The organism is Pradoshia sp. (assembly GCF_051873915.1).
In the GTDB taxonomy this organism is placed as follows: domain Bacteria; phylum Bacillota; class Bacilli; order Bacillales; family Pradoshiaceae; genus Pradoshia.
The window spans coordinates 1-22,021 of the sequence record NZ_JBJEFJ010000003.1 but is presented as its reverse complement, the minus strand read 5'-3'; the positions used below and the strand labels follow the sequence as shown (position 1 = coordinate 22,021).

Here is a 22,021-nt window from a genome sequence, read left to right as displayed (position 1 = left end):
TCAGCTTGTTTGTTTTGACTCTTGAAGGGTGGAGGAGCTCTCATCTTTGAGCGAATTTATTGCGAATTCTCGGTTTAAGGGCGAACGGCAAAATTTATTGGCGAAAGAAATAGCTTATGGGCGGAATTTCTGCGGTATGGGCGGTTCTTTCTCTATATGGGCGAAAATTTTAACGTATGAGCGATTCCAGTCTCGCATTAAAAACAGTAAAGAGACGAAGAATTCCTTTCCCCGTCTCTTCCTATTGCTCATCCCTTGAACTTCTTCCAGTTCAGGTCGCTTTCATTTAACAGCTCTTCAAAGCTTTTGTTCTTTTCTCTGCGCTTGCGCTCTTCACGCTTCTGTCGCTCCGCCTCTTCCTGGCGTTTCTTTTCAGCCTCTTCCCATTCACCCTTCTTCTGACGCAGTTTCCCTAATACATCATCATTGAGCAGGTCGCCAAGATGAAGGCTCGTATCCTCTTGTTTGGCAGCCGGTTTTCGCTGCGATTGTTTTTTTCTTGCCATAATGCTGTTCTTACTCCTTTTTTCTTACAGTATATCATTCTATGCCTTGTTATTTTATCAGATTGGACCGCACGTTAAAACTCCTTATTCATATAGATAAGGTATGAATAATTAAAGGAGATGAACAGCGGATGGGCAGGGAATTTGATCGATTATTTGATGAGTGGGCACCTACCTATGACGAGACAGTTTCAGGCGTTGACCCTGAGTATGCAGAAGTGTTCATGCATTATGAGGATATCTTGAATGCCGTCAGCTCGAGGTCAAGCGGCCACGTTCTTGAGTATGGTGTGGGCACCGGCAATTTGACTGAAAAGCTATTAAAGAAAGCAGAGCTGATTACGGGTGTGGAGCCTTCTGCTGTGATGCGGAAGATTGCCAGCACTAAATTACCTTCTGTTCCTGTCATAGACGGCGATTTCTTGCATATCCCTCAAACAGACCAGCCAATAGACACCATTGTAAGTACTTATGCCTTTCATCACTTAACAGACGACGAGAAGGAGCAGGCCATCGCCCTTTACTCATCGGTATTGGCACCAGGCGGGAAAATCATCTTCGCCGATACGATGTTCCCATCCAAGGAAGCCCTGCTTAAAACCATTCATAAAGCAGACGCGGTTCATTACGATAGACTGGCCGAGGATTTGCGAACAGAATATTATACGACGATTCCTTTTCTGCAATCTGTGCTGGAAAAGCATCATTTCCGCGCTACCTTCCAGCAGCTCAATCCATTCGTCTGGCTGATGGAAGCGGTCAAACAATCATAAACTGTTCACTTAGATTCCTTTCTTTTCATTCTCATCTTCAGTTTGATTATTTTCTTTCTCTTAAGGAATGATAAACTATTGCTATATAGAAAGAATCGGAGGGATCTCATATGAAGAAAAAGAAAAAGTGGCTCGCTCTTGCGGGAGGAGTCGCTGCTTACATAACCGGGGTTGGTCTCTTCGCCTCCAGCCAAATCATGTACATGAAGAAAAAAGAGATTGATTTCGTTTTAGACCGGGAAGTACAGGCTGGCCGCTATGACCCAGAGACATTCAAAAACATCCCTCAGGAGGAAAAATGGATTCAATCGAAGCATGGCTATCGCCTGCACACCCTCTTCGCCGAACCAAATCCAGGTTCGAAAAAGTGGATGATTTTCGTTCACGGCATCACCGAGAATAAATATAACTCGATTCGCTTCCTTCGCCTATTCACGAAAAGAGGCTTCAATGCCGTGATTTATGACCACCGCCGCCACGGCCAGTCAGAAGGAAAGACGAGCAGCTATGGCTTTTATGAAAAGGATGACCTTCAGTCAGTCATCCAACAGTTAAAGGCAGATAAAGGAGACGATATCCTTATCGGGATTCACGGTGAATCAATGGGTGCCGCCACCCTCCTGCTATATGGAGGAATGAAACCAAAGGGAGCTGATTTCTACATAGCTGATTGCCCGTTCTCCGAATTCTCCGAACAGGTCGCCCATTTAATTAAACGGAATTACCATCTGCCGAAATGGATGATTCTTCCCTTTGGCGATTGGTGGCTGAAACGGCGGGACGGCTATTCCTTAAAGGAAGTGTCTCCGTTAAAGGCAGTCGAAAATATTGACGAGCCTGTCCTATTTATCCACACCTTAGAGGATACCTTTATTCCGCCCACTATGAGTGAGGAGCTTTACGAGCACAAAAAAGGGCCTAAGCAATTAGTCCTTCTCGAGAAGGGCGCCCATGCTCAAGCCTTCAACACCAATCCAGAGGAGTACGAAAAAGCGATAGACTCCTTTTTGGATACATATGTCCCCCGCGCCTAGTGTGCGGGTTTCCTTATTTCCTTTTTTGCCCCTGTAATCGATAAGAACACAATAAAGAAAATCATAAGGGCTATGCCTGCTAATTGCCACACCCGTATGATTGTTCCGAACCAACAGACAGAGATCAACATGGAGGTTAACGGTTCAACGCTTGATAATACACTCGTTTCCACAGCCGAAATATAATGTAAGCTCATTAAAAACAGGACAAACGCAGTTGTACTAAGAAAGACTAACGCAAGCATCATCAAGAGAATCACCGGCTCCTTTAATAGCTGCCATTCATCCGATGTCCAAATACGACCGATGAAGGCTAGAACCGCACCTCCTATAACCATCCCCCAAGCAACGATTTGCAGTACACCCCATTTTGCCATAAGCCGCTTCGGATATAAGGTGTAAAACGCATAGGCAAGCCCGAGCACAACTCCCCATATCAAAGCTGTTTTACTCACTAGCAGCGATGACAGCGACCCATTCGTTAATAGTAAAAACAATCCGAATAGCGTTCCCGCAATCCCAATCACCTGATTTTTTTGAGGCCATGCTTTATAAGCAGCCGATAGATAGACGATAATAAAAATCGGCGCTAAAAATTGCAATAAAGTCGCAACAATAGCGTTACTTTCATCGATTGTACGAACAAAGGAGTAACTGAAAAGAGCCATACCAAGAACAGCAAATAAAAGCAGCTGCAAACGCCACGTTCGTTCCTTCCAGATCGCCAAAACCGATTTCCTTTGAACATGCATTACCGTTAAAATAATTATTCCCGCAGTCATTAATCGAATGGAAAGCATAAATATAACCGTCATTTCGGTATTATGCAGCAGCCATTCCATCATTGGACCCGTCGCTCCCCAAAACACCGAGCCAATGACAATCATCAAAATTCCTTTTAAACGTTCCACCAAAATCATCCTTCACCTATGTACAATCAAACCTATGCTGACAATACTCTCAGCGGAGAATATTATAGCATGATAAAAAAAGACAACCTAGCAGTCTTTTTAATAATTTTGGATGGATGAATGGTGTTTCAAACCAATATATAGCTAAATGCCCCATTCTTTAGTTTCGTGATTACACCCTTATCTATCAGACTATCTGTTATATATGTATAAAGAAAGTGATAATACCAAATGAAATATTCTTCAAAGGTAGTTTTGTTCTCGTACGTCGATAGATTGTGCGCTTCAATAAGCGCCGTCCTTTCCTTTTCCAACACGTGAATTAAATCCTCTGTTAGAATACGAGCCACGTTGATCAATAATTTATAATCTTCATTTGTTATAAGAGGGACCATTACATGATCATTCATCAGATGAATTTTTTCCATTCCCTTTGTCATAATTGAATCAATCTCGACTCCGGTTCTTATCCTCTTGATTAATTGACCTTCGTTTGAGATATGCAGCTCACTTTTTATTTCTTCATCATTCATCGTAATAAAATTCTTCGTACTATACCGGTCATTCCCATACATACATAAAGAAAAGTCACCGAAACCTTTACAATGATTCCCATAGATTCCAAAGGGTTCTTTTACAGCCGATGTTTTTTGCATTAACGAAAAATAATACCTGCTGCCATTTCGGCTTGGACGCTCACTTTGCAAAAAGTATTTCTCTACATAATCAATTTGGATAAAGTCTAGCATAACTCCGCTAATAATAAAGAAAGACAGCTCCTCAAATTGATAGGCGGCCAATGATTCTATTAGGCCTGTCTTTGTCCGAATTTCATCAAGATGATCAACTATTAATTTCTCTATCTTGCTGCCCGCCACTTTGCTGAGTCGATAAAATTCATCGCCTTCTTTTTGGGTAATGCAAGGAAAGGATAATACATATTCTCTCCCCTCTTCCTTAATAAGCCCTTCTCTCACCAGTTCATCTATTCTTAATTCAAACTCTCGCTCACTAATACCTAAATGACTCATTATTTCTTCTATCTGAATTTGATGATGCAATAAGACACAGAGTTTATTAAGATAACCGTCAGAAAAATCGACCGATGGAAAATGATTGCCTTTAGAAATGATTTTATTTTCAAAATCACCAGCTGATATAAAGTTATACAATTTACTCACTTTCAGTCCCCTTTAATAAATTCAATCGAACCCGTACACTTCGAAGATTTATACCGCCTGATAGCCACTCGGAAGACTACTAAAACCTTACAAAACATAAATCAATCCAGCCACACCAAAAGAAACCAGCCCAACCAAACCGGAAATCATCGCTGTCTTTAAGCGGAAATTTCGTTCTTCTTTCGTTTCAACATGAAAATTTGCCCTATATTGCCGTCCATCCGTCCACGCTCCTATCGAAATACCCGAAATGAAGAAACCGATGGCACCAATAATCAAGAACACTGTCAATGGTTTGCCCCCTTACCGCTAATAAAGCCGCAAACATCTAATCTTCCTTGTTTGCGGCTTCCAGAGTATCCTATTCCTCTATCTTATTCATCGAGGTCTTCAATGCCCCCTGCTGGTCAAGATAAATATCCAAGAATGTTCCATCTGTAAATTTCATCACGACCGCCATATCTGTCACTACGATTTCTTCGACCGTGCGCCCTTGTATTTTTTCGGGCGTCACCTGGAACCTATTCATTTCCATGATTACAATCCCTTTCCCTTGAGCTTATCCTCATTTGCGCTAGTATAAATCGGCCACCACCAAAACTTCGCTCCTTGGCAAACGACAAAACGATCAACCCACAATTCAAAGTTAGATTCCAATGGTCTCGCTTCATCAAATTGGTCGATATGTCCTTTCCAGAAGAGGTAGTTCCCCTCATTTTGTGAAATACATGTTGAATGGATGACGATATTATCTTGATAAATATAGGCGATATCATAACAGCCCTCATATTCATCATATCCTTGATTGTACTCGATGATTTCTTCCAGGCTGTACAAATCTACCTCTCCTCCGTATTCCACATCGTCAAACAAAGAGCATCCATTCGTGATTTTCAAGAATTCTTTATAATCCTTTGGCAGAATGTATCCGGTCTCCGACTCAAATTGTGCTATTTCTGCATCGGTAGCTGGCGGATTGAATGTGCATGTGGCATTGTATACATGCCCCTCTTCCGTTTGCACTTGAATGACCTTCCCGCCATCAAATCTTTTCTTTAGAGAAGAGATTGTCTGCTTCACCCTATCCCCCGGCGGCCTTTCCATTTACACATTCACCTTCCGCCCAGCATGCTCCTCCATAAACGCCAGGATCTGTCTGAAGACGGCTATCTCGTTTTCTTTCTTCGCAAATCCATGCCCCTCATCCTCCATGACGATGTAGGTAATGTCTCGGCCCTTTTCTTTCAGTGCTTCGACGATTTGGTCGGATTCAGCCTGAACGACACGCGGGTCATTCGCTCCTTGCACAACGAGCATTGGCTTCGTCATTTGGTCAACATAGGTGCTTGGGGAGTATTCTATCAGCTTCTCACGGTCTTTTTCCGGATGTCCTACCCATGCATCCATGACAGGCTTCCAATCTTCAGGGACAGAGCTGATGAAGGAGAATAGATTGGACGGCCCGCATACATCAATGACGGCCTTGAAATAATCAGCATGACGCCCGTGTAAGAGCAAGCTCATATAACCGCCATAGCTTCCACCCATCACGATAAATTCACCTTTCGATCCATAGCCCTGTTCGATGAGCCAATCAAGGCCGGCAATATGATCAAGGCGAGGTCCTGCTCCCCATGCCCGTTCAACCATTTTGGTAAAAGCTAAACCATATCCAGTGGAGCCGCGGAAATTCGGTGCGAAGATGCTATAGCCATTGCTTAAGAAATATTGGAAGATAGCATTAAATGATTTTCGTTCTGCGTGCTGCGGTCCCCCGTGCGGCCACAGGATAATTTCTCCTTTATCATGCTCTTCCTTCGGCTGATAAAATAAAGCCTCTATCTCCAATCCATCAAAGGATGGATAGGTCACGACCTTCGGAGCGATAAAATCCTCCTCTGCCACGCCGGCCATCTTGTTTCGAGTAAGCTGCACCCATTCCCCTTGCTCACGTTTATAAATGTTTCCGAGCTTTGTTGAGCCTCGGCCCAAAAGATAAAGGCTGCCTGACTTAGCGACGACTAGCTTCCCAATCAAATCACATGGAATCTCTATTCTCTCCCATGTGCCATCCTCTAAATGATAGGCATACAGTCTATCCTCCACGCCCTTTTCAGCTATGATATAAAGGATTTGGTTTTCCTTATCATACGTCAGAGTCGTGAATCCCTCTTTTGACACTTCCTTCACCTTCGTAAATGTCTTTGTCTCTAGATCAAATTTGGCAAGGTACGAGAAATCTGCCTCATAGTCTGTTACGAGATATACTTCTGTCGGTGAGACAAGCACAGCAAAGCTAACGGTATGTTCTTGATCGGTTGGAGGCGTCAATAAAATCTCTTCATCCCCAACCTTTGCATAGTAAAGGGAATTTGTATTGGTGAAGTGCTTGGAATAAAGGATGGTTGTTTCATCCTCACTCACTTCAGCTATGTATGTAGCACCGCCGCTTCCCTCAAGCACGGTCGTCTCCTCGCCGGTACGGAGGTCTAAACAATAGCTGTTAAGGTAGCTCGGATTTCCTTTCGAGGAGGTATAGTATAGACGCTCTCCATCCTTGGATAATAGCGGATTGAAATTACGGGTGCTTTCCTGATAGACGACTTGCTTTAATGCTCCCCCATGCGGCTTAAGCGCATAAAACTGGGTATTCTCATCACCATCCTGATCAAAGCCGGCAATTACGAATCTGCCTTCTTTGTCATACAGCAAACCTTCGCTTGGCTGATCATTAAATGTCAGCCGGTACGGAAATGCATTCGGTAAATCCATGCCCCAAAGATTGTATTTCCCGCTGAAGTTTGAACAGAACAAGAGCTGTTTTTCATCTGGACTGACAGCAAAATCGATAATCGATATAGACTGAAGCAATTCTTCTACATCTGGCTTTGGAAATGTGAACATATAACTCCCCCTCATCCTTTTCCTTACATCATATCAAAATCCCCTAAATATTTACTTATATTTTTTAGAATTTTCTCATCTTTTTTGTTACTAGTTAAACCTGGTTAAAAAGGGGCGTTAGATGGACATTCTTTTCCTCCCGCCCATAAACTGACATTATTCTCTCCAACTAAACGTTTAGTTCCGTCGTTTCTTGATGCAATCTACCTCTATACGATGGCTCCTAAGCTCCATAGACAAGTCCTTCTATCCTTGCTAAACTCTTATCAACAATTGGGATTATATGTAAAAATATGTCTCGCTAAATTCATACATCCTGGATATTCCTTCAATCCATTAAAAAACGGAAGGTGATTAGTGTATGAAAAAAGCAAGCCTTATCGTCATCAGCTTAACCCTGCTGTTCCTGTCATCCATCACTCTCCCTCACGCCGCTAATGCCAAGGCTCCCTCCACGGTTAACGCGCGAATCATGACCTACAATATCCACGCCGGAATCGGCTCAGATGGGCAGTATGACCGCGGCAGAATTGCCAAGGAAATCAAAATCTCGCATGCTGACATTATTGCCCTGCAGGAGGTTGACGTCCATTGGGGCAGCCGAAGCAATCATGAGAATATGATCAAGGAGCTCGCTGAGGAATTAAACATGTTCTACTTCTTTGCCCCCATCTATGATTTCGACCCTCTAAACACAGGCGAGCCGAGAAGGCAATACGGCGTTGCGGTTCTGAGCAAATACCCAATCTTAAAGACTGAAAATCACTCCATCACTAGACTATCAACGCAAGACCCTGACCCATCTCCCGAACCAGCCCCAGGATTTCTAGAAGTGCTGCTTAATGTCAAAGGAGCTAAGCTATCCTTCTATGTCACCCATCTCGATTTCCGCCCTGACCCGTCCGTCCGGCAAATGCAGGTTCACGATATGCTTGAAATCATGTCTCATTCAAAGGGTGCTTCTATTCTAGCCGGCGACATGAACGCCGCGCCAGATGCTCCTGAGCTTGCCCCCTTATTTGCCCAATTTCAGGATGCCTGGGATGAAATCCATACTGAGCACGGGTTTACGTTTCCTGCTATAGCCCCTAACATCCGGATTGATTATTTACTTGCAAGCCGGCAAATAACCGTCAAACAGGCAAATGTCCTTTCAACACTTGCCTCTGACCATCTGCCCGTCATCGCTGACATTTCCCTTAAAAAGGGCAAAAAATAAATCAAAAGGAGAGAAAACGCCATGAAGAAAGCGCTTACTTTTCTATTTGCTATCAGCCTCCTATTCTCTTTTACCGTTCCAAGTACGACGGGCTCAGCAGCAAAGCCTGGATGGAAGGACGGAAAGATTGCCAAAGGCTGGATCCAAAGTAAAATGAAACGAATGACGACCGAAGAGAAGGTCGGCCAGCTCTTCATGATTCATGTATATGGACAAACCCCGACAGACCCGGCCTATGAAGAAATGAACCTATCCAATAATCGCGGGGTGAAAAACTTCAAGGAAGCGATTGAAAAATATCATATTGGCGGTGTGATTTATTTTAACTGGACCGATAACATCCTGACACCCTTGAATGCCCGGCAAACCCTTTCCTTGTCTAATGGCATTCAGCGGATTGCCATGAAGCAGAGAATGGAAATCCCCTTGCTCATTTCAACGGACCAAGAGGGCGGTGTGGTGGCACGAGTGACCGAGCCCGCAACCGTCTTCCCAGGGAATATGGCCTTAGGAGCAGCCAGGTCGGTGCCAAATGCATATGACTCCGCCAAAATCATGGGTCTTGAACTGAAGAGCCTAGGCATCAATATGGATCTCGCGCCCACTCTTGATGTGAATGTCAATCCGGAGAATCCGGTCATTGGGGTTCGTTCCTTTGCCGAGAACGCTGACTTAGCCGCAGCACTCGGAGCAGCCCAGGTAACCGGGTATCAAAAATCACATGTTGCCGCAACGGCCAAGCACTTCCCGGGGCATGGGGATACAAATGTGGACTCTCATTACGGTCTCCCAATCATCGACCATGACCTGGAAACCTTGCATAATGTTGACCTTAAACCGTTTAAGGCCGCCATCAAGGCTGGCATTGATGCGATTATGCCCGGTCATATCGTTGTCCCGGCATTAGATGATTCCGGGCTTCCTGCGACACTCTCTAAACCGATTCTGACGGACCTTCTGCGCAAAGAGATGAAATTCAACGGCGTGATCATAACGGATAGTTTAGGCATGTCAGGAGCCAATGTCGTGCCGCCTGACCGGGTCGCTGTGGAGGCCTTCAAAGCCGGTGCAGATATCCTCCTTAACCCGCCAAATGTCCCTGTCGCCTATGAAGCTGTATTAAATGCCGTGAAATCTGGTGAAATCTCAAAGAAACGATTAGAGCAATCTGTATACCGGATTCTAGAATTGAAGTTTAAGAGAGGCCTATTCCATCAACCGACCATGCCAGAGGATGCCATCAACCAGATTGGACTTCCAGAAAATCTGGATAAAGCAGATAAAATCACGGAATCAAGCATTACATTGGTGAAAAATGACCAGTCTGCCCTTCCCCTCAACCAAGAGGAATCCGTCTTTATAACCGGACCGAGCACGGGGAATCCTTCCATGCTTTCACAAATGCTTGAACAGAAAGGCTTTGATTCACGCGTCTATGAAACGAGCGCAAGCCCGACAGCCTCACAAATTGCTGAAGCTGTCTCCCGCTCACAAAATGCGGACAGCATCATCATCACCGCCTACACAGCCAATACCAACACTGCCCAGCAGCAATTAGTGAAGCAGCTCGAGCAAACGGGCAAGAAAATCATCGTTGCCTCTATGCGAAATCCATATGATATTCTGGCTTTTCCTGAAGTAGATGCGAATATCCTGACTTATGGCTTCCGTCCGGTTTCCGTCAAAGCGTTGGCAAAAGCATTAAGCGGCGAATTATCGCCGAGCGGTAAGCTCCCTGTCACCATTCCCGGCATGTACCCATATGGCCATGGACTATCCTACTAATCTATGAATGAGGTGAGAATATGAAAAAGCTGTTGTTTCTTCTCTTCGCCTGTCTTTTGATGCTTTCAGGATTGCTCCCTTCCCCTGCGTCTGCTGAAACCGCCCAAGGTGAATTCCGCGCCTTTTGGGTGGATGCCTTTCATGATGGATTTAAAACAGAGGCCCAAGTGGACCAGTTGATTGAGGATGTGGAGGCCGCCAACGCGAATGCGGTCATTGTGCAGGTTCGCCGAAGAGGCGATGCCTATTTCAACAAAGCGCTGGAGCCGAGGACTCAGGATCCTTCTTTGCAGCAAGACTTTGATGTTTTGGAGGATTTAATTACGAAAGCACATGCAAGGGGCATTGAGGTTCATGCCTGGTTAGCCACTTTGCCGATTTGGAATTCCCTCACCCCGCCTGCAAGCCCTGATCATGTTTTTAACACCCATGGTCCGGCTGCCGAGGGAGACGACTTCTGGCTGATGACGAATAAGGATGGAGCGATGCGCTCCGGGGCAGATTATGTACTTGACCCAGGCCATCCTGATGCATTGGACTATACGGTGGAACAGTATGTGAATGTCGTGAAGCAATACGACGTTGACGGAATTCACCTCGATTTAGCCCGATATATGGGGACAGATTGGGGATATAACCCAACGAGCATCGAGCGCTATCAGGAGGCATTCCAAACAGACACGATACCGGAACCAACTGACCCTGATTGGGCTGATTGGAGAAGGGAGCAAATTAACTCCCTCGTCAGAAAAGTTTATCTAAAGGCGATTGCCGTAAATCCTCATGTCAAGGTATCCTGCGCCACCATCGCTTGGGGAGCAGGTCCAAGAACACAGGAGGAGTACAATAATACCCGCACCATGACCGAGGTGTTCCAGGACTGGCAGGGCTGGCTTCGGGATGAAATTATTGATATAGCTATACCGATGAACTATGACAGAGAACATATTGAGAGCCAGAGACAATGGTATGATCAATGGATTTCCTTCCAGAAGGCCAATCAATTCAACCGGCAGATTGTGGCCGGCCCTGCTGCTTACCTCAATTCAATTGATTCGACACTCGCCCAAACAAGACGCGCCCTCGCACCAGACGCGGAGGGACGCAAGCTTGCCGGGGTGAGCTATTACAGCTATGCGGTCACCGATATGAACAATGAGCCCCGCGGCGCCTTTTTAGATGCTCTTGTGAATGGGACAGAGCAGCAGGCTGCTGTCTTCCCTGAGAAAGCAGCAATCCCTGAAATGAAATGGAAAACAAAGCCGAAAAGCGGTTATTTAATGGGACAAGCAAGGACAATCAAAAAACAGGACCTTTCAGATGCTGTTTTAGAAATAAAGGGAGCAAAAGGATTTAAGAAAACCATTAAGACCGATGGGAACGGCTGGTTCGGCCTCAGCGGCCTAAAGCCTGGGGCCTATGTAATCAAAATCGCTGACAAACAGCATAAATCTCCTGCTTATCCCGTCATCATAAAGGCAGGAAAGGTGCGGAATATGACTGTTATCGGGAAATAAAATAAACGCTGCCGGTATCTATCGGCAGCGTTTATTTCTCTATTATACCCCAATCCTGCATGACATCATCGGATTCAAGTATTGATTTGGGCTTTTCAACTGGAACGTCCGGGCCCCGTCCGTGTAATCAATGATAAGCAGCTCATCCAAGAAAACCTCGTGGTTCGGGTTAATGTAAACCGGATACACATTCGTTTCCCACAGCTTCACACCATCCGGCACCTCACTCTCAACAAACAGATTCCATACACCGCTCATAACGCAGCCGCAGCCTTCCGTTTCATATTTCAGGAGAAAATGTCCTTTTCTTCCTTCGAGCTGCTCGTTCACTTTTTCAATTGCACGCTCTGTCCATGTAATTTCCATTCCACGACCTCCTTCTTCCATGCTTATCTTGCCCTATTGACACAAAAAAGCGGCATTCCGTCTGAATACCGCCATGCCCCCACAAAAAAATGAAAGCGTTTTATCATTAATGCAATTTGGTCGCTCTATGTTTTTCGATTAGGTTCTGTAAGGCTGCAACAGCTTCGTCGCCATTGTATGTGCCTTTATATTTAAAGCCGTGTTCTTCACAATACCGCTGTCCAAGCGCTACAGCATCTTGTTTCGTCATCTCTTTTTTGAGTTCTCCGATGACCATTCCGTATGGTGCTTCATAAATCGTACTATATTTTTCTTTTTCCATTTTATCCTATACCCCTTTTTATTGTGTTATCCCTTGACTAGCCTTCGAGAATCACAGGTAGCGGCATTTTTTCTCTTTATTGCCGATAGTTAACCAGCTTCCTTAAGATAGCATGATCTTACTATAATTATAGTATACTATTATCGGGGATTTTGTCTAATTATAGGATTTTTTCTGCAGATTCCCCCTTTTTGTTCAAATTTCCATTGCGTGACGTCCATTTCCTTCTCATCCTTCTATTCTATGCCGGATTTCCACTATGCTTACCTTGTTTCGCCAATCAATTGGACATCCGTCAATTCCGCATATGGTACGAAATAGATCTCGCCGCCTTCTCCGGCTATATGCAGCTTCCTCGCCTGGTCATTGCAGAAGTGAATGCACCCTTCCACCGACTCGTACCGGCGGGCATTAGTTTTATAATAGGTGATGCGCACAGCTGTCCCGTATTCCATCGCTTCTGCAATGATTTGATTGATCTCCTCTATCTTCTGTTCATCCAGTTCATTTCTCGTTTCATAGCTGTCCTCCTGGGCCCATTCCCGCAGCAGGGAGACATGCTCAGGCAGCATTAATGATGTCCATTTGATTTTCCCTCGGTCCCGAATCATCTGATGTCCCTCCAAACTTATGCTTTATGTCCGCCGACCAATGTACTTCTCTGCTTAGCCGTGCCTGCCGCGGTATAGGAAACAGCCCGCAGGATGGCATCTGATCCATACTTACGGCGCATGCGATCCATAACAAAGCCAAGCTCTCTCCTGCGCCAGCCATCCTGGTCAAAAAGACTAATCTGCATTTCCTGGTCAGGCGTTACATTTGAGAGCGTAATGGATAGCTTCCGAACCGTCTTGCCGGTATAGAATTTCTCAAACAAGAGGAGGCACATTTCATAAATATCCATCGTAATATTGGTCGGCATCTCCCTCGTGATGGAACGGTGAAAGCCGCCGCCGAATTCATCCTTGCTGTAGTAAACGCCAAGGCTGACCGTCCGCCCGGCCATTCCGCTTTGGCGAGTCCTCCTGGCTACCTCTTCGCACATTTCCAATATCACATGCTTAATCTCTTCCCGTTCTTTATAATCGCGCAATAAGACCTGGCCCTTGCCAAAGCTGACCTGCCCTTCCATGATTGGGGCGCCTATATCAGATAAATCAATTCCCCAGGCATGATGGTAAAGCTGATTGCCCATAATACCGAATTTCTTCTCCAGAGCAGCGAGGTCGTAGCGGGCAAGCTGTCCGACTGAGAAAATACCCATCGCATTCAACTTGCGCTCAAGCGGCTTGCCAATTCCCCACATTTCGCTCAGCGGGGAGATTGGCCACAGCTTTGTCTGGACGTCCTCATATCCCCAAGCCGCAATGCCCTTCTTCTTCGCCTCAAGGTCGAGGCACAGCTTTGCCATCAGCATGTTCGGGCCGATGCCCACTGCGCATGGCAGCTGAAACTCCCGGTCAATCTCATCCCGGATTTTCTCCGCAATTTCCCAAACATCTCCCCATAGCCGTCCTGTTCCGTTCACCTTCAGGAAGCTTTCATCCACACTATATGTATGGATGGAGTCCTTCGGTACATACCGATTGAACAATCGACTTATTTCCGTCGAGATTCGCAAATAAGTGGACATACTAGGATTGACCAGTTGAATTCGCGGATCATTCGGAATCTCATACAGCCTTGAACCCGTCTTAATGCCGAATTCCTTCTTCATCTTCGGAGAAGAAGCGAGAACGACTGACCCGCTCCGGTCCGTATTGGCGACCACCGCTAAATAACATTCAAGCGGGTCGAGTCCCATCATCACAGCTGAGCAGCTCGCAAAGAAACTTTTCATATCTATACACATCACATAATCATTTGGCAGCTTGCTATAATCCATCCTAAGACCCTCTTTTTCAAAAACAGAATATATGTTCGCATTCATTATACCCATAATCATAAGCGAATATACGTTCGCATTCAATGGTAATTTATTTACAATTTGTTTCAAAAAACTTCAAGCAGGGCAGAAATTGAATTATATTGGTGAAAGAGAATGTTTTGAAAGAGGGATTGATGATGGGGTATATAATGGAATTACGCAAGATTGTCGGCAGCAGGCCGCTTTTAATGGTTGGGACAGCCGTTCTTGTCCTGGATTCAGAGGACCGGCTCCTGCTGCAGCTCCGCCAAGATAATGGCCATTGGGGGCTGTCAGGAGGATCGCTTGAGTTAATGGAATCATTAGAGGACGCAGCAGGCAGGGAATTGCTTGAAGAGACCGGACTAACCGCAGATAAGTTAGAGTTCTTCGGGCTGTTCTCTGGAGAGGAGTTCCACTATACATACCCGCATGGCGATGAAGTATACAATGTCATTGCCGCCTTTCTTTGCCGAACATATAAGGGGAGACTGAAGCCGCAAACGGAAGAGGTTGCCGCCCTCCGCTTCTTCGCGCTCGATTGTTTGCCGGAGCAAATCAGTCCGCCTGATTTGCCCATCATCAAGCGGTTTATCGAGAAGCACGAATAGCTCACGGCTCATTTCATTATTTTAATATTATAAAAGGATTAAACTAGAAGGACTGCAAATGTGCAATTGACCTCCTGATTGCGCCTCTTTTCGTGCACTTTTAGCAATTATTTGAAATTTCCAAGGAAGCCTATACAAGCTCATTTTTCTAATCTACTATACTAATAAAACACAGGAGGACAAAAAGACATTGCAATGAAGAAAACCATCATCATCATCTCCATCATCCTCGCCCTGGTTATCGCCGGGATTATTGCTGCGAGTTTTTATTTCTACAATGTAGCGGTACAGCGTGCGGAGAAGGATTTCTTGAACTCTGACCCGAACCTTGCTGTCTCGACTCCAAAAACCTTGCAGACAGAGGCAAAAAAATGGGCAAAAGCGGTCAGCTTTGAAGAGGTAGAAATCACCTCCTACGATAACCTTACTCTAGCAGGCTATTATTTACCTGCAGAGAAGGAAACGAATCAAACCGTCATTATTGCACACGGCTACTCAGGTCGGGCCACTGGCATGTTTGCCTATGCGAAGTATTACCATGAGGTGCTTGGCTACAATGTGTTAATGCCCGATGCACGCGGGCATGGAAAGAGCGAGGGCGATTATATCGGCTTCGGCTGGCATGAGCGTAAGGATTATGCCCAGTGGATTGACTATGTGATCGAGCGAAACGGGGATAAGAGCGAAATTGCCCTTCACGGCGTTTCGATGGGAAGCGCGACCGTCATGATGACAAGCGGCGAGGAGCTTCCTGAACAAGTAAAGGCAGTAATCGCAGACTGCGGCTACACATCCGCACTCGATATCCTCAGCTACCAAATGGGCGAAATGTACGGACTGCCAAGCTTCCCGCTGATTCAAAGCACCAGTATGCTGACAAAGCTGCGTGCCGGCTATTCCTTTGAGGAGGCCTCCGCGCTTGAACAAATCAAGAAGACATCCCTGCCGATTTTCTTCATCCACGGTGAAGATGACACCTTTGTACCAGTGGAGATGGTTTATGAGCTGTATGAAGCAGCGAATGGAGAAAAGGAGCTTTACATCGTACCGGGCGCTGAGCATGGCAATGCCTATGATGCAAACCCGGAAACCTATGAGAAAAGAGTGACAGAGTTCTTAAATCAATATATGAATTAACCATCAGGCCGTCCTAAAAGGGCGGCTTTTTCTCTTTGTTTCTAATATTATGTTAAAATAGTATTAAAAAAAGAAAGAAGGAGAAGTTATGAAAAAGCTTTACTATTCTGCTGTTACTTATATGGCCCTCGCGCTAATCAGCGGCGTATTCTTCAGGGAATTCACGAAGCTGAACGGCGTTTATGAAACGACCGCGCTCGGCAAGGTGCATGGCCATCTTTTTTCCTTAGGTTTTCTATTCTTTTTAGCTGCCCTCTTATTTGAAAAAATAAGTGAGATTACAAAGGATGACCTATTCCAATTCTTCTTCATCACCTATCATATCGGACTAGGTGTCTCCACGGCGGCCATGACCGCAAGAGGCGTTCTTTCTGTTCTTGAGCTGAAGGGAAGTCTCGTTTTGTCATCAGGGCTGAATGCCTCTGTCTCAGGAATTTCAGGTATGGGACATATTATCATGTCCATCGGACTCGTTCTTTTTGTCCTGATCCTAAAGAATCGCCTCTTGAAGCCTGCCGCTTAAAACAAAAACCAGGGATGTTCACATTGGAACGTCCCTGGTTTTTTTATCCATATTCTTCTTGAAGGGTTCATCTTTCATTGGGTCTTAGAGTTGATTGGCACGATTATTTTTCTTCCATTCATCACGAATTTCCTTTAAATATTCATTTTTTTGTTTGAATAACTTTAAGATGGTTATAGCAACGTATAAACTTCCATCAGCTCATCCCTGCTGATGGTTAGTTGAACCAATCGGGCTTTTACGGACAGTTGATCTACCACCCATACTGCTTGATTTGCTTAAGTGCTTTATGCGGGAGTCTTACTGTCCGTTAATGCGGGGTAAATGGCAAAAACAAGTATTCCTAGATTGACCAATAGAGGAATCATTCCTAAAAGAGCTATCGTTTCCATAAGCTAACGCCCCCCGACTATATTCTAAAACTATATTACCATATTCTTCCGAAACTCTCTTGTTATTTTCAAAAATAATAAATCTACGAAAACAGCAAGGCTGACCTATTATTTGCATGCAAAAGCCGCTTCCAGAAAGGAAGCGGCTTCACTTGTTCTTCTCAATTTGTTATTTTCCGAAATAAGGTTATCATCCACCCGATCATTCCAATCAAGAAAATAAGAATCCCATTAGCGATTGTGACAAGTCCTAATATAGCCCCGCCAAAGCCTGCGCCTTCCCCAGTACCGCCAGAACTCCAATCATAGAAATGGAGAAATAATGCACCGCTTGAAAATCCAATCACCGGACCAAGTAGCATAATCATAATCCCTGATACCATAAGATTTACTTTTTTCTTTTTAAACAATACAAAGGAAATGATAGTAAGTGATACTAAAATGAGGATAAAAAGAGCCAGAATTAAATAATCCATGAGATTTTCCCCTTTTCAATATCGATAGTTGAATAAGCTGCCCCCTTCAGCACCAAGTCCCATCCACCAATTTAATGCGGTCCCCATAATGCACATGCCAATGCATATGCTTATTGCTTTGATATTCACCGATGTTTGTTGATACCGTACAGGCTCCATATTCATCATTTACTTGCTTTGATACTATCTGAATCACCGAGAATAGATCAATCATTAAATCCTTCTCCTCTGGTTTGACGTCAACCAATGACACAATATGCTTTTTTGGAATGACGACGATATGTACTTCATAAAACGGACGTGTATGGTAAAATGCCAAGGTGTCTTCCGTCTCCCATACCTTCTCAACCTCTGTCTTTCCGTTCAGCACTTCATCACAATAGAAATCCTCTACTCCATTCGCCATGCTACCCACTCCTTCATCATTTTTGGATTCTCTACTTTATACGACATCTCCTGCTTCATTTCCTCTTAGTTTTTCGACAAGAAGCGGAATTTCGACTAAATCATTGATGAAGATGCCTGCTTCAGGCTCTTGCCAATTAGCGTCTCTTTTCCAAATGGTCTTCATTCCTGCCTTTTGAGCGGCCCTCACATCATTGAGTGGATGGTCACCGACAAATACACATTCATGCGGAGACACCCCTAGCCGATTCGCGGCTCTTAAAAAAATATGCAGGTCAGGCTTCTTTATTCCTTCCCATTCTGATAGAAGAATCACATCAAAGAACTCCCTAATTCCTAACCCGCAAATCGCATCCATTTGAAAGCGGCCGCGCCCATTTGAAATAATTCCTAGCAGAAGCTGCTTCTCTCTAAGACTCTGGAGCATGTCCAGCATGTGAGGAAACGCAATGCACCAATCCTTGAAATGATTCAAATAATCCTGAAGCAGGCTCTCGGATGTGATTTCAGTCATGTGATACTCATGAACCAATTGCTCATATACGCGGTCTTTCCATACATAGCCCCTATTATCCAATTCAAGGAAACGAGACACGTAGACACCCTTAGAAACAGGCTTTGATGGCGAGATTAAGCGGTCGTATTGGTTCTCAACAAATTCTTTGACGGACCGATCTCGGTCGAGCAGAGTGCCGTCTAAATCAAACAAAATGGCCTTAATCATCCAATCCCCCCATATTTTCTATCTATTATATAAGAGAATAATCCCCATATGGTCTTTACTAGGAAACTTTCAAAAAATTTCAAATTAAGAATTGACAGCCTAATTGATAACGATTATCATAATTATTGATAATGATTATCATTCGCAATCATTTAAATCTTAAAGGAGGAACAACATGCGAAAAACATTCATTTTACCTGCGTTAGCCATGGCCCTTCTGCTTGGCGCCTGTGGCTCTGAGGATGCGGAAAGCTCAAATAAAACAGAAGGAACAGGAAAATCAGCTACAGCGATTGTCCTGACTGACTTTGCCGGACGTGAGGTTTCCTTTGATCAAGTACCGGAGAAGATTGTGTCCTTAAGCGGTGGAGATATGGATATTATTTATGCGCTGGGCGGCGAGGTTGCCGGACGGCCGACATCTTCTCATGAGAAAGCAGATGCGCCCTATAAGAATGCTGTACAGATTGGTTCCACTCATGAATTCGACCTTGAGAAGATTGCCAGTTTGAAGCCTGATGTCGTGATTGGAAATAACCCGATGAACGCAAAGGATATTCAGAATTTTGAATCAATCGGGGCAGAAGCTCTTCTCACATCCGCTAATTCCGTTGAAGAAATTAAGAACCAAATCACTCTTTATGGGGATTTACTGCAAAAGGAAGAAAAAGCAAAGACATTAAATGAAGAGATAGATGCCGAAATCAGCAAAGTAAAAGCCGACAGCAAGGACAACGAAAAGCGGGCCTTGCTTGTATACGGTGCACCTGGTACATACATGGCTGCCCTCCCGAATTCATTGAGCGGGAATCTGCTTGAACTTGCAGGCGGCCAAAATATCGCCTCTGATTACCCTGCACTCGAACAATATCCGCAATATGCCCAGCTTAATACAGAGCGCATTGTGGAGGCGAATCCAACCCATGTATTTTTGCTGACTCATGGCAACCCTGAGGAAGTAAAAGCCGGTTTCCTGAAGGAAATGTCTGAAAACCCTGCTTGGAATAAGATTGATGCCGTCAAGAATGAAAAGGTCGAAATTCTCCCAGCTGATTTATTCGGCACGAACCCTGGCACAAGAGTAACAGAAGCCATTTCTTATTTAGATGAAATCTTGAATGCTGGAGAATGACCATGAAGATTGAACAGCGAACAATGAGAAGAAGGATCCTCACCCTAGTATTGCCGGTTCTCCTGCTGTTTGCCTCCTTCTATGGATTGACATATGGCTCAGTGCCCATATCTTTAGGCGATGTATGGAATACGCTCACCAATCAGGGGACAGACGTGCAGGAAACCATCATAAAGGACCTTCGTCTCCCGCGAGTTATCATTGGATTGTTAGTGGGTGCCTGCTTAGCTGTATCAGGCGCCCTCTTGCAGGGTGTTATGAAAAACCCGCTCGCAGACCCAGGAATTATCGGCGTTACGGCAGGCGGCGGCTTGGCAGCTTGCGTGATTATGCTTATCTTCCCAGCCCTCTCCTATTTATTGCCGCTTGCTGCCTTTGCTGGGGCATTCTTGACATCACTCGTCATTTATTTCCTCGCCTGGGACAAGGGAGCCTCCCCGCTTAAGATCATCTTAGCAGGGGTTGCTATCAGCGCCCTTTTAAGTGCTGTTCAAAACGGCATCATGAATATTTACAGCGATCGTGTCCAGTCCGTTATTTCCTGGCTGTCCGGAGGTCTTAGCGGACGGAGCTGGTATCATCTTGAATTTATGTATCCGTATGCACTCATCGGTCTAGCTCTATCATTCTTTGCCATTAAGCCGGTCAACCTGCTCATGCTGGGCGATGATTCGGCCAAGCTGCTCGGACAAAGAGTCGAATTGACACGTCTGACCATCATTTTGCTCGCTTCCTTTCTTGCCGGTGCTGCTGTCAGTGTTGCAGGATTGGTCGGCTTTGTCGGGTTAGTCATTCCGCACATCATCCGCATCTTGATTGGAAGCGATTATCGCTACTTATTGCCGTTTTCAGCATTAGGTGGTGCGGCACTCGTTGTCTTTGCCGATACGATTGCAAGAACTTGGTTTGACCCGATTGAACTGCCGGTCGGCATATTGCTGGCAGCGCTCGGCGCCCCGTTCTTTATGATTCTATTAAAGAAAAGGAGATTAGTAGGATGAATGCTATTGAAGCGAGTAACCTGTGCCAAAGAGTAGGCTTCTTTCAGCTGAAGGATATCAGTCTTGTGATACCAAAAGGGAAAATGACAGCCATTATTGGACCAAATGGATCTGGCAAATCTACTTTCCTGAAGATTACGGCACAATTAATGGGGATGGATGAGGGAGAAATTCTCGTTCAAGATCAACCAATCCATACATACAAAAGGCGGGAATTTGCCAAGACCATATCCATGCTCCCACAATCGAAGGAAGAACTTCCGGACTTATGCGTCAGGGAACTCGTCTCCTACGGGCGCTCTCCGCATCACTCGTTTCTACACAAGGGCAGTAAAGCGGCGGATGAGGCTGTCATTGACTGGGCGTTGGATATAACCGGCACGAAGAAGCATGAAAGCCGGATGTTCCATGAGCTGTCAGGAGGAGAACAGCAAAAGGCACGCATCGCGATGGCCCTTGCGCAAAAAACGGATATCCTTTTGCTCGATGAGCCAACAACTTATTTAGATATGGCCCACCAGCTTGATTTAATGGAGATGCTGCAGGAAATTAACGATCAATATGGAATAACCATTGTAATGGTCCTTCACGACCTTCAGCAGGCCGCTGCTTACAGCCATCACATGATTGCTTTAAAGGGGGGATGTCTCATAGATCAAGGAAAACCAAAAGAGCTTCTCACTGCATCTTTTTTACAGAAGGTTTATAATATTACTGCAAAGATTCATTTTGATGAGGACTATCCAGTCATCATTCCACAACTCAAACAAAGGAGATTGATAGTATGATCGTCGTTCAAAACAAATTCCAAACGAAAAAAGGCTTTGGCGAAAAAATGGGAGCAGCATTCACGAAAAATGACTTAGAAACATTTAAAGGATTCATCCGCGTGGAAGTTCTTTTAACACAAGGCGTGGAAGAAACAGATGAACTAAGCGTCAATATGTATTGGGAAGACAAAGAAAGCTTCGAGACTTGGAGAAACAGTGATTCCTTCAAGAAATCTCACGCACGCCCGGCAGAAGGCTCTTCAGAGGCGAAAACAGAATCCCCAATCATCAGCAATAAAATCAGCATCTTTGATGTAGTGGCTGTTAAAGAGGGAGCCGTTACAAAATAATAAACCAAAAAGAACAGCGCTCAAAATCCTTGAGCGCTGTTCTTTTTATTCTATTAGCTTTTGAAAATCATACTAA

27 protein-coding genes are annotated in these 22,021 nt (G+C 44.9%); 13 read left to right on the top strand and 14 right to left on the bottom strand.

Annotation, left to right across the window (positions count from 1 at the left end; all coding sequences use genetic code 11):
• Positions 1–46 precede the first annotated feature (46 nt).
• Entirely contained in the window at positions 47–259 is a 213-nt protein-coding gene (locus ACI35L_RS00275; protein WP_049670490.1) for a hypothetical protein, read from the top strand.
• Here the strand turns inward: ACI35L_RS00275 and ACI35L_RS00270 are convergent.
• A complete protein-coding gene (locus tag ACI35L_RS00270) occupies positions 249–506 on the bottom strand; it encodes a YqkE family protein (RefSeq protein ID WP_049670489.1) in 258 nt (85 codons plus the stop codon). The genes ACI35L_RS00275 and ACI35L_RS00270 overlap by 11 nt on opposite strands.
• Positions 507–637: 131 nt before the next feature.
• Here ACI35L_RS00270 and ACI35L_RS00265 point away from each other — a divergent pair, with 131 nt between their 5' ends.
• Positions 638–1,279: a class I SAM-dependent methyltransferase gene (locus tag ACI35L_RS00265; protein ID WP_049670488.1), complete on the top strand. Its 642-nt coding sequence runs from the start codon at positions 638–640 to the stop codon at positions 1,277–1,279.
• A gap of 110 nt (positions 1,280–1,389) precedes the next feature.
• On the top strand, positions 1,390–2,313 hold the full coding sequence (locus ACI35L_RS00260; protein WP_049670487.1) for an alpha/beta hydrolase: 924 nt from the start codon (positions 1,390–1,392) through the stop codon (positions 2,311–2,313).
• On the opposite strand, the gene ACI35L_RS00255 is transcribed toward ACI35L_RS00260, so the two are convergent.
• From ACI35L_RS00255 to ACI35L_RS00230, 6 genes are all read right to left on the bottom strand, one after another.
• Complete coding sequence (locus tag ACI35L_RS00255) at positions 2,310–3,224, bottom strand: DMT family transporter (protein WP_049670486.1); 915 nt, start codon at positions 3,222–3,224, stop codon at positions 2,310–2,312. The genes ACI35L_RS00260 and ACI35L_RS00255 overlap by 4 nt on opposite strands.
• A 128-nt stretch (positions 3,225–3,352) precedes the next feature.
• The gene (locus tag ACI35L_RS00250) at positions 3,353–4,405 is read right to left on the bottom strand and encodes a hypothetical protein (protein WP_439801972.1); all 1,053 of its coding nucleotides are present in this window, start codon (positions 4,403–4,405) and stop codon (positions 3,353–3,355) included.
• A gap of 87 nt (positions 4,406–4,492) precedes the next feature.
• Positions 4,493–4,690, bottom strand: a complete 198-nt coding sequence (locus ACI35L_RS00245; protein WP_231589595.1) for a DUF5316 family protein — start codon at positions 4,688–4,690, stop codon at positions 4,493–4,495.
• A 76-nt stretch (positions 4,691–4,766) separates the two neighbouring features.
• Positions 4,767–4,940 carry a hypothetical protein gene (locus tag ACI35L_RS00240; protein WP_197089911.1) on the bottom strand — a complete coding sequence of 58 codons (174 nt, stop codon included), beginning with the start codon at positions 4,938–4,940 and terminating at the stop codon, positions 4,767–4,769.
• Positions 4,941–4,942: 2 nt separating this feature from the next.
• Entirely contained in the window at positions 4,943–5,509 is a 567-nt protein-coding gene (locus ACI35L_RS00235; RefSeq protein WP_439801971.1) for an SMI1/KNR4 family protein, read from the bottom strand.
• Positions 5,510–7,309, bottom strand: coding sequence for a S9 family peptidase (locus tag ACI35L_RS00230; RefSeq protein ID WP_439801970.1), 1,800 nt, complete (start codon positions 7,307–7,309; stop codon positions 5,510–5,512).
• Positions 7,310–7,670: 361 nt separating this feature from the next.
• Here ACI35L_RS00230 and ACI35L_RS00225 point away from each other — a divergent pair, with 361 nt between their 5' ends.
• From ACI35L_RS00225 to ACI35L_RS00215, 3 genes are read left to right on the top strand one after another with little or no spacing between them, the layout of a single operon-like run.
• Positions 7,671–8,528 carry an endonuclease/exonuclease/phosphatase family protein gene (locus ACI35L_RS00225; RefSeq protein WP_439801969.1) on the top strand — a complete coding sequence of 286 codons (858 nt, stop codon included), beginning with the start codon at positions 7,671–7,673 and terminating at the stop codon, positions 8,526–8,528.
• A 21-nt stretch (positions 8,529–8,549) separates the two neighbouring features.
• Positions 8,550–10,313 carry a glycoside hydrolase family 3 protein gene (locus ACI35L_RS00220; protein ID WP_439801968.1) on the top strand — a complete coding sequence of 588 codons (1,764 nt, stop codon included), beginning with the start codon at positions 8,550–8,552 and terminating at the stop codon, positions 10,311–10,313.
• A gap of 20 nt (positions 10,314–10,333) precedes the next feature.
• Entirely contained in the window at positions 10,334–11,830 is a 1,497-nt protein-coding gene (locus ACI35L_RS00215) for a family 10 glycosylhydrolase (protein WP_439801967.1), read from the top strand.
• A gap of 42 nt (positions 11,831–11,872) precedes the next feature.
• Here the strand turns inward: ACI35L_RS00215 and ACI35L_RS00210 are convergent, their stop codons facing one another.
• The 4 genes from ACI35L_RS00210 to ACI35L_RS00195 all read right to left on the bottom strand — a co-directional run bounded on the left by ACI35L_RS00210 (position 11,873) and on the right by ACI35L_RS00195 (position 14,403).
• A complete protein-coding gene (locus tag ACI35L_RS00210; RefSeq protein WP_439801966.1) occupies positions 11,873–12,196 on the bottom strand; it encodes an iron-sulfur cluster biosynthesis family protein in 324 nt (107 codons plus the stop codon).
• A 106-nt stretch (positions 12,197–12,302) separates the two neighbouring features.
• Positions 12,303–12,518: a hypothetical protein gene (locus tag ACI35L_RS00205; RefSeq protein ID WP_049670477.1), complete on the bottom strand. Its 216-nt coding sequence runs from the start codon at positions 12,516–12,518 to the stop codon at positions 12,303–12,305.
• 263 nt (positions 12,519–12,781) lie between these two features.
• Entirely contained in the window at positions 12,782–13,129 is a 348-nt protein-coding gene (locus ACI35L_RS00200; RefSeq protein ID WP_439801965.1) for a YolD-like family protein, read from the bottom strand.
• A 17-nt stretch (positions 13,130–13,146) separates the two neighbouring features.
• On the bottom strand, positions 13,147–14,403 hold the full coding sequence (locus tag ACI35L_RS00195) for a DinB/UmuC family translesion DNA polymerase (protein WP_049670475.1): 1,257 nt from the start codon (positions 14,401–14,403) through the stop codon (positions 13,147–13,149).
• A gap of 179 nt (positions 14,404–14,582) precedes the next feature.
• Here ACI35L_RS00195 and ACI35L_RS00190 point away from each other — a divergent pair, with 179 nt between their 5' ends.
• From ACI35L_RS00190 to ACI35L_RS00180, 3 genes are all read left to right on the top strand, one after another.
• On the top strand, positions 14,583–15,035 hold the full coding sequence (locus ACI35L_RS00190; protein WP_439801973.1) for an NUDIX hydrolase: 453 nt from the start codon (positions 14,583–14,585) through the stop codon (positions 15,033–15,035).
• 195 nt (positions 15,036–15,230) lie between these two features.
• Positions 15,231–16,172 carry an alpha/beta hydrolase gene (locus ACI35L_RS00185; RefSeq protein ID WP_439801964.1) on the top strand — a complete coding sequence of 314 codons (942 nt, stop codon included), beginning with the start codon at positions 15,231–15,233 and terminating at the stop codon, positions 16,170–16,172.
• A gap of 88 nt (positions 16,173–16,260) precedes the next feature.
• Positions 16,261–16,695, top strand: a complete 435-nt coding sequence (locus ACI35L_RS00180) for a DUF2871 domain-containing protein (RefSeq protein ID WP_439801963.1) — start codon at positions 16,261–16,263, stop codon at positions 16,693–16,695.
• Positions 16,696–17,248: 553 nt separating this feature from the next.
• Here the strand turns inward: ACI35L_RS00180 and ACI35L_RS00175 are convergent.
• The 3 genes from ACI35L_RS00175 to ACI35L_RS00165 are packed head-to-tail and all read right to left on the bottom strand — an operon-like array spanning position 17,249 to position 18,692.
• Positions 17,249–17,563: an inner-membrane translocator gene (locus ACI35L_RS00175; protein ID WP_439801962.1), complete on the bottom strand. Its 315-nt coding sequence runs from the start codon at positions 17,561–17,563 to the stop codon at positions 17,249–17,251.
• A gap of 46 nt (positions 17,564–17,609) precedes the next feature.
• Positions 17,610–17,969 carry an HIT family protein gene (locus tag ACI35L_RS00170; protein WP_049670470.1) on the bottom strand — a complete coding sequence of 120 codons (360 nt, stop codon included), beginning with the start codon at positions 17,967–17,969 and terminating at the stop codon, positions 17,610–17,612.
• A gap of 36 nt (positions 17,970–18,005) precedes the next feature.
• Entirely contained in the window at positions 18,006–18,692 is a 687-nt protein-coding gene (locus ACI35L_RS00165) for an HAD family hydrolase (protein WP_049670469.1), read from the bottom strand.
• A gap of 175 nt (positions 18,693–18,867) precedes the next feature.
• Here ACI35L_RS00165 and ACI35L_RS00160 point away from each other — a divergent pair, with 175 nt between their 5' ends.
• The 4 genes from ACI35L_RS00160 to ACI35L_RS00145 are packed head-to-tail and all read left to right on the top strand — an operon-like array spanning position 18,868 to position 21,945.
• Positions 18,868–19,824 (top strand): ABC transporter substrate-binding protein, encoded by a 957-nt coding sequence (locus ACI35L_RS00160; RefSeq protein WP_439801961.1) that lies wholly within the window; start codon positions 18,868–18,870, stop codon positions 19,822–19,824.
• Entirely contained in the window at positions 19,821–20,825 is a 1,005-nt protein-coding gene (locus tag ACI35L_RS00155) for a FecCD family ABC transporter permease (protein WP_439801960.1), read from the top strand. The genes ACI35L_RS00160 and ACI35L_RS00155 overlap by 4 nt, the downstream gene beginning before the upstream one ends.
• Entirely contained in the window at positions 20,822–21,613 is a 792-nt protein-coding gene (locus tag ACI35L_RS00150; RefSeq protein ID WP_049670466.1) for an ABC transporter ATP-binding protein, read from the top strand. Before ACI35L_RS00155 ends, ACI35L_RS00150 begins: the two co-directional genes overlap by 4 nt.
• Entirely contained in the window at positions 21,610–21,945 is a 336-nt protein-coding gene (locus tag ACI35L_RS00145) for an antibiotic biosynthesis monooxygenase (protein WP_049670465.1), read from the top strand. Before ACI35L_RS00150 ends, ACI35L_RS00145 begins: the two co-directional genes overlap by 4 nt.
• Positions 21,946–22,021: the final 76 nt, after the last annotated feature.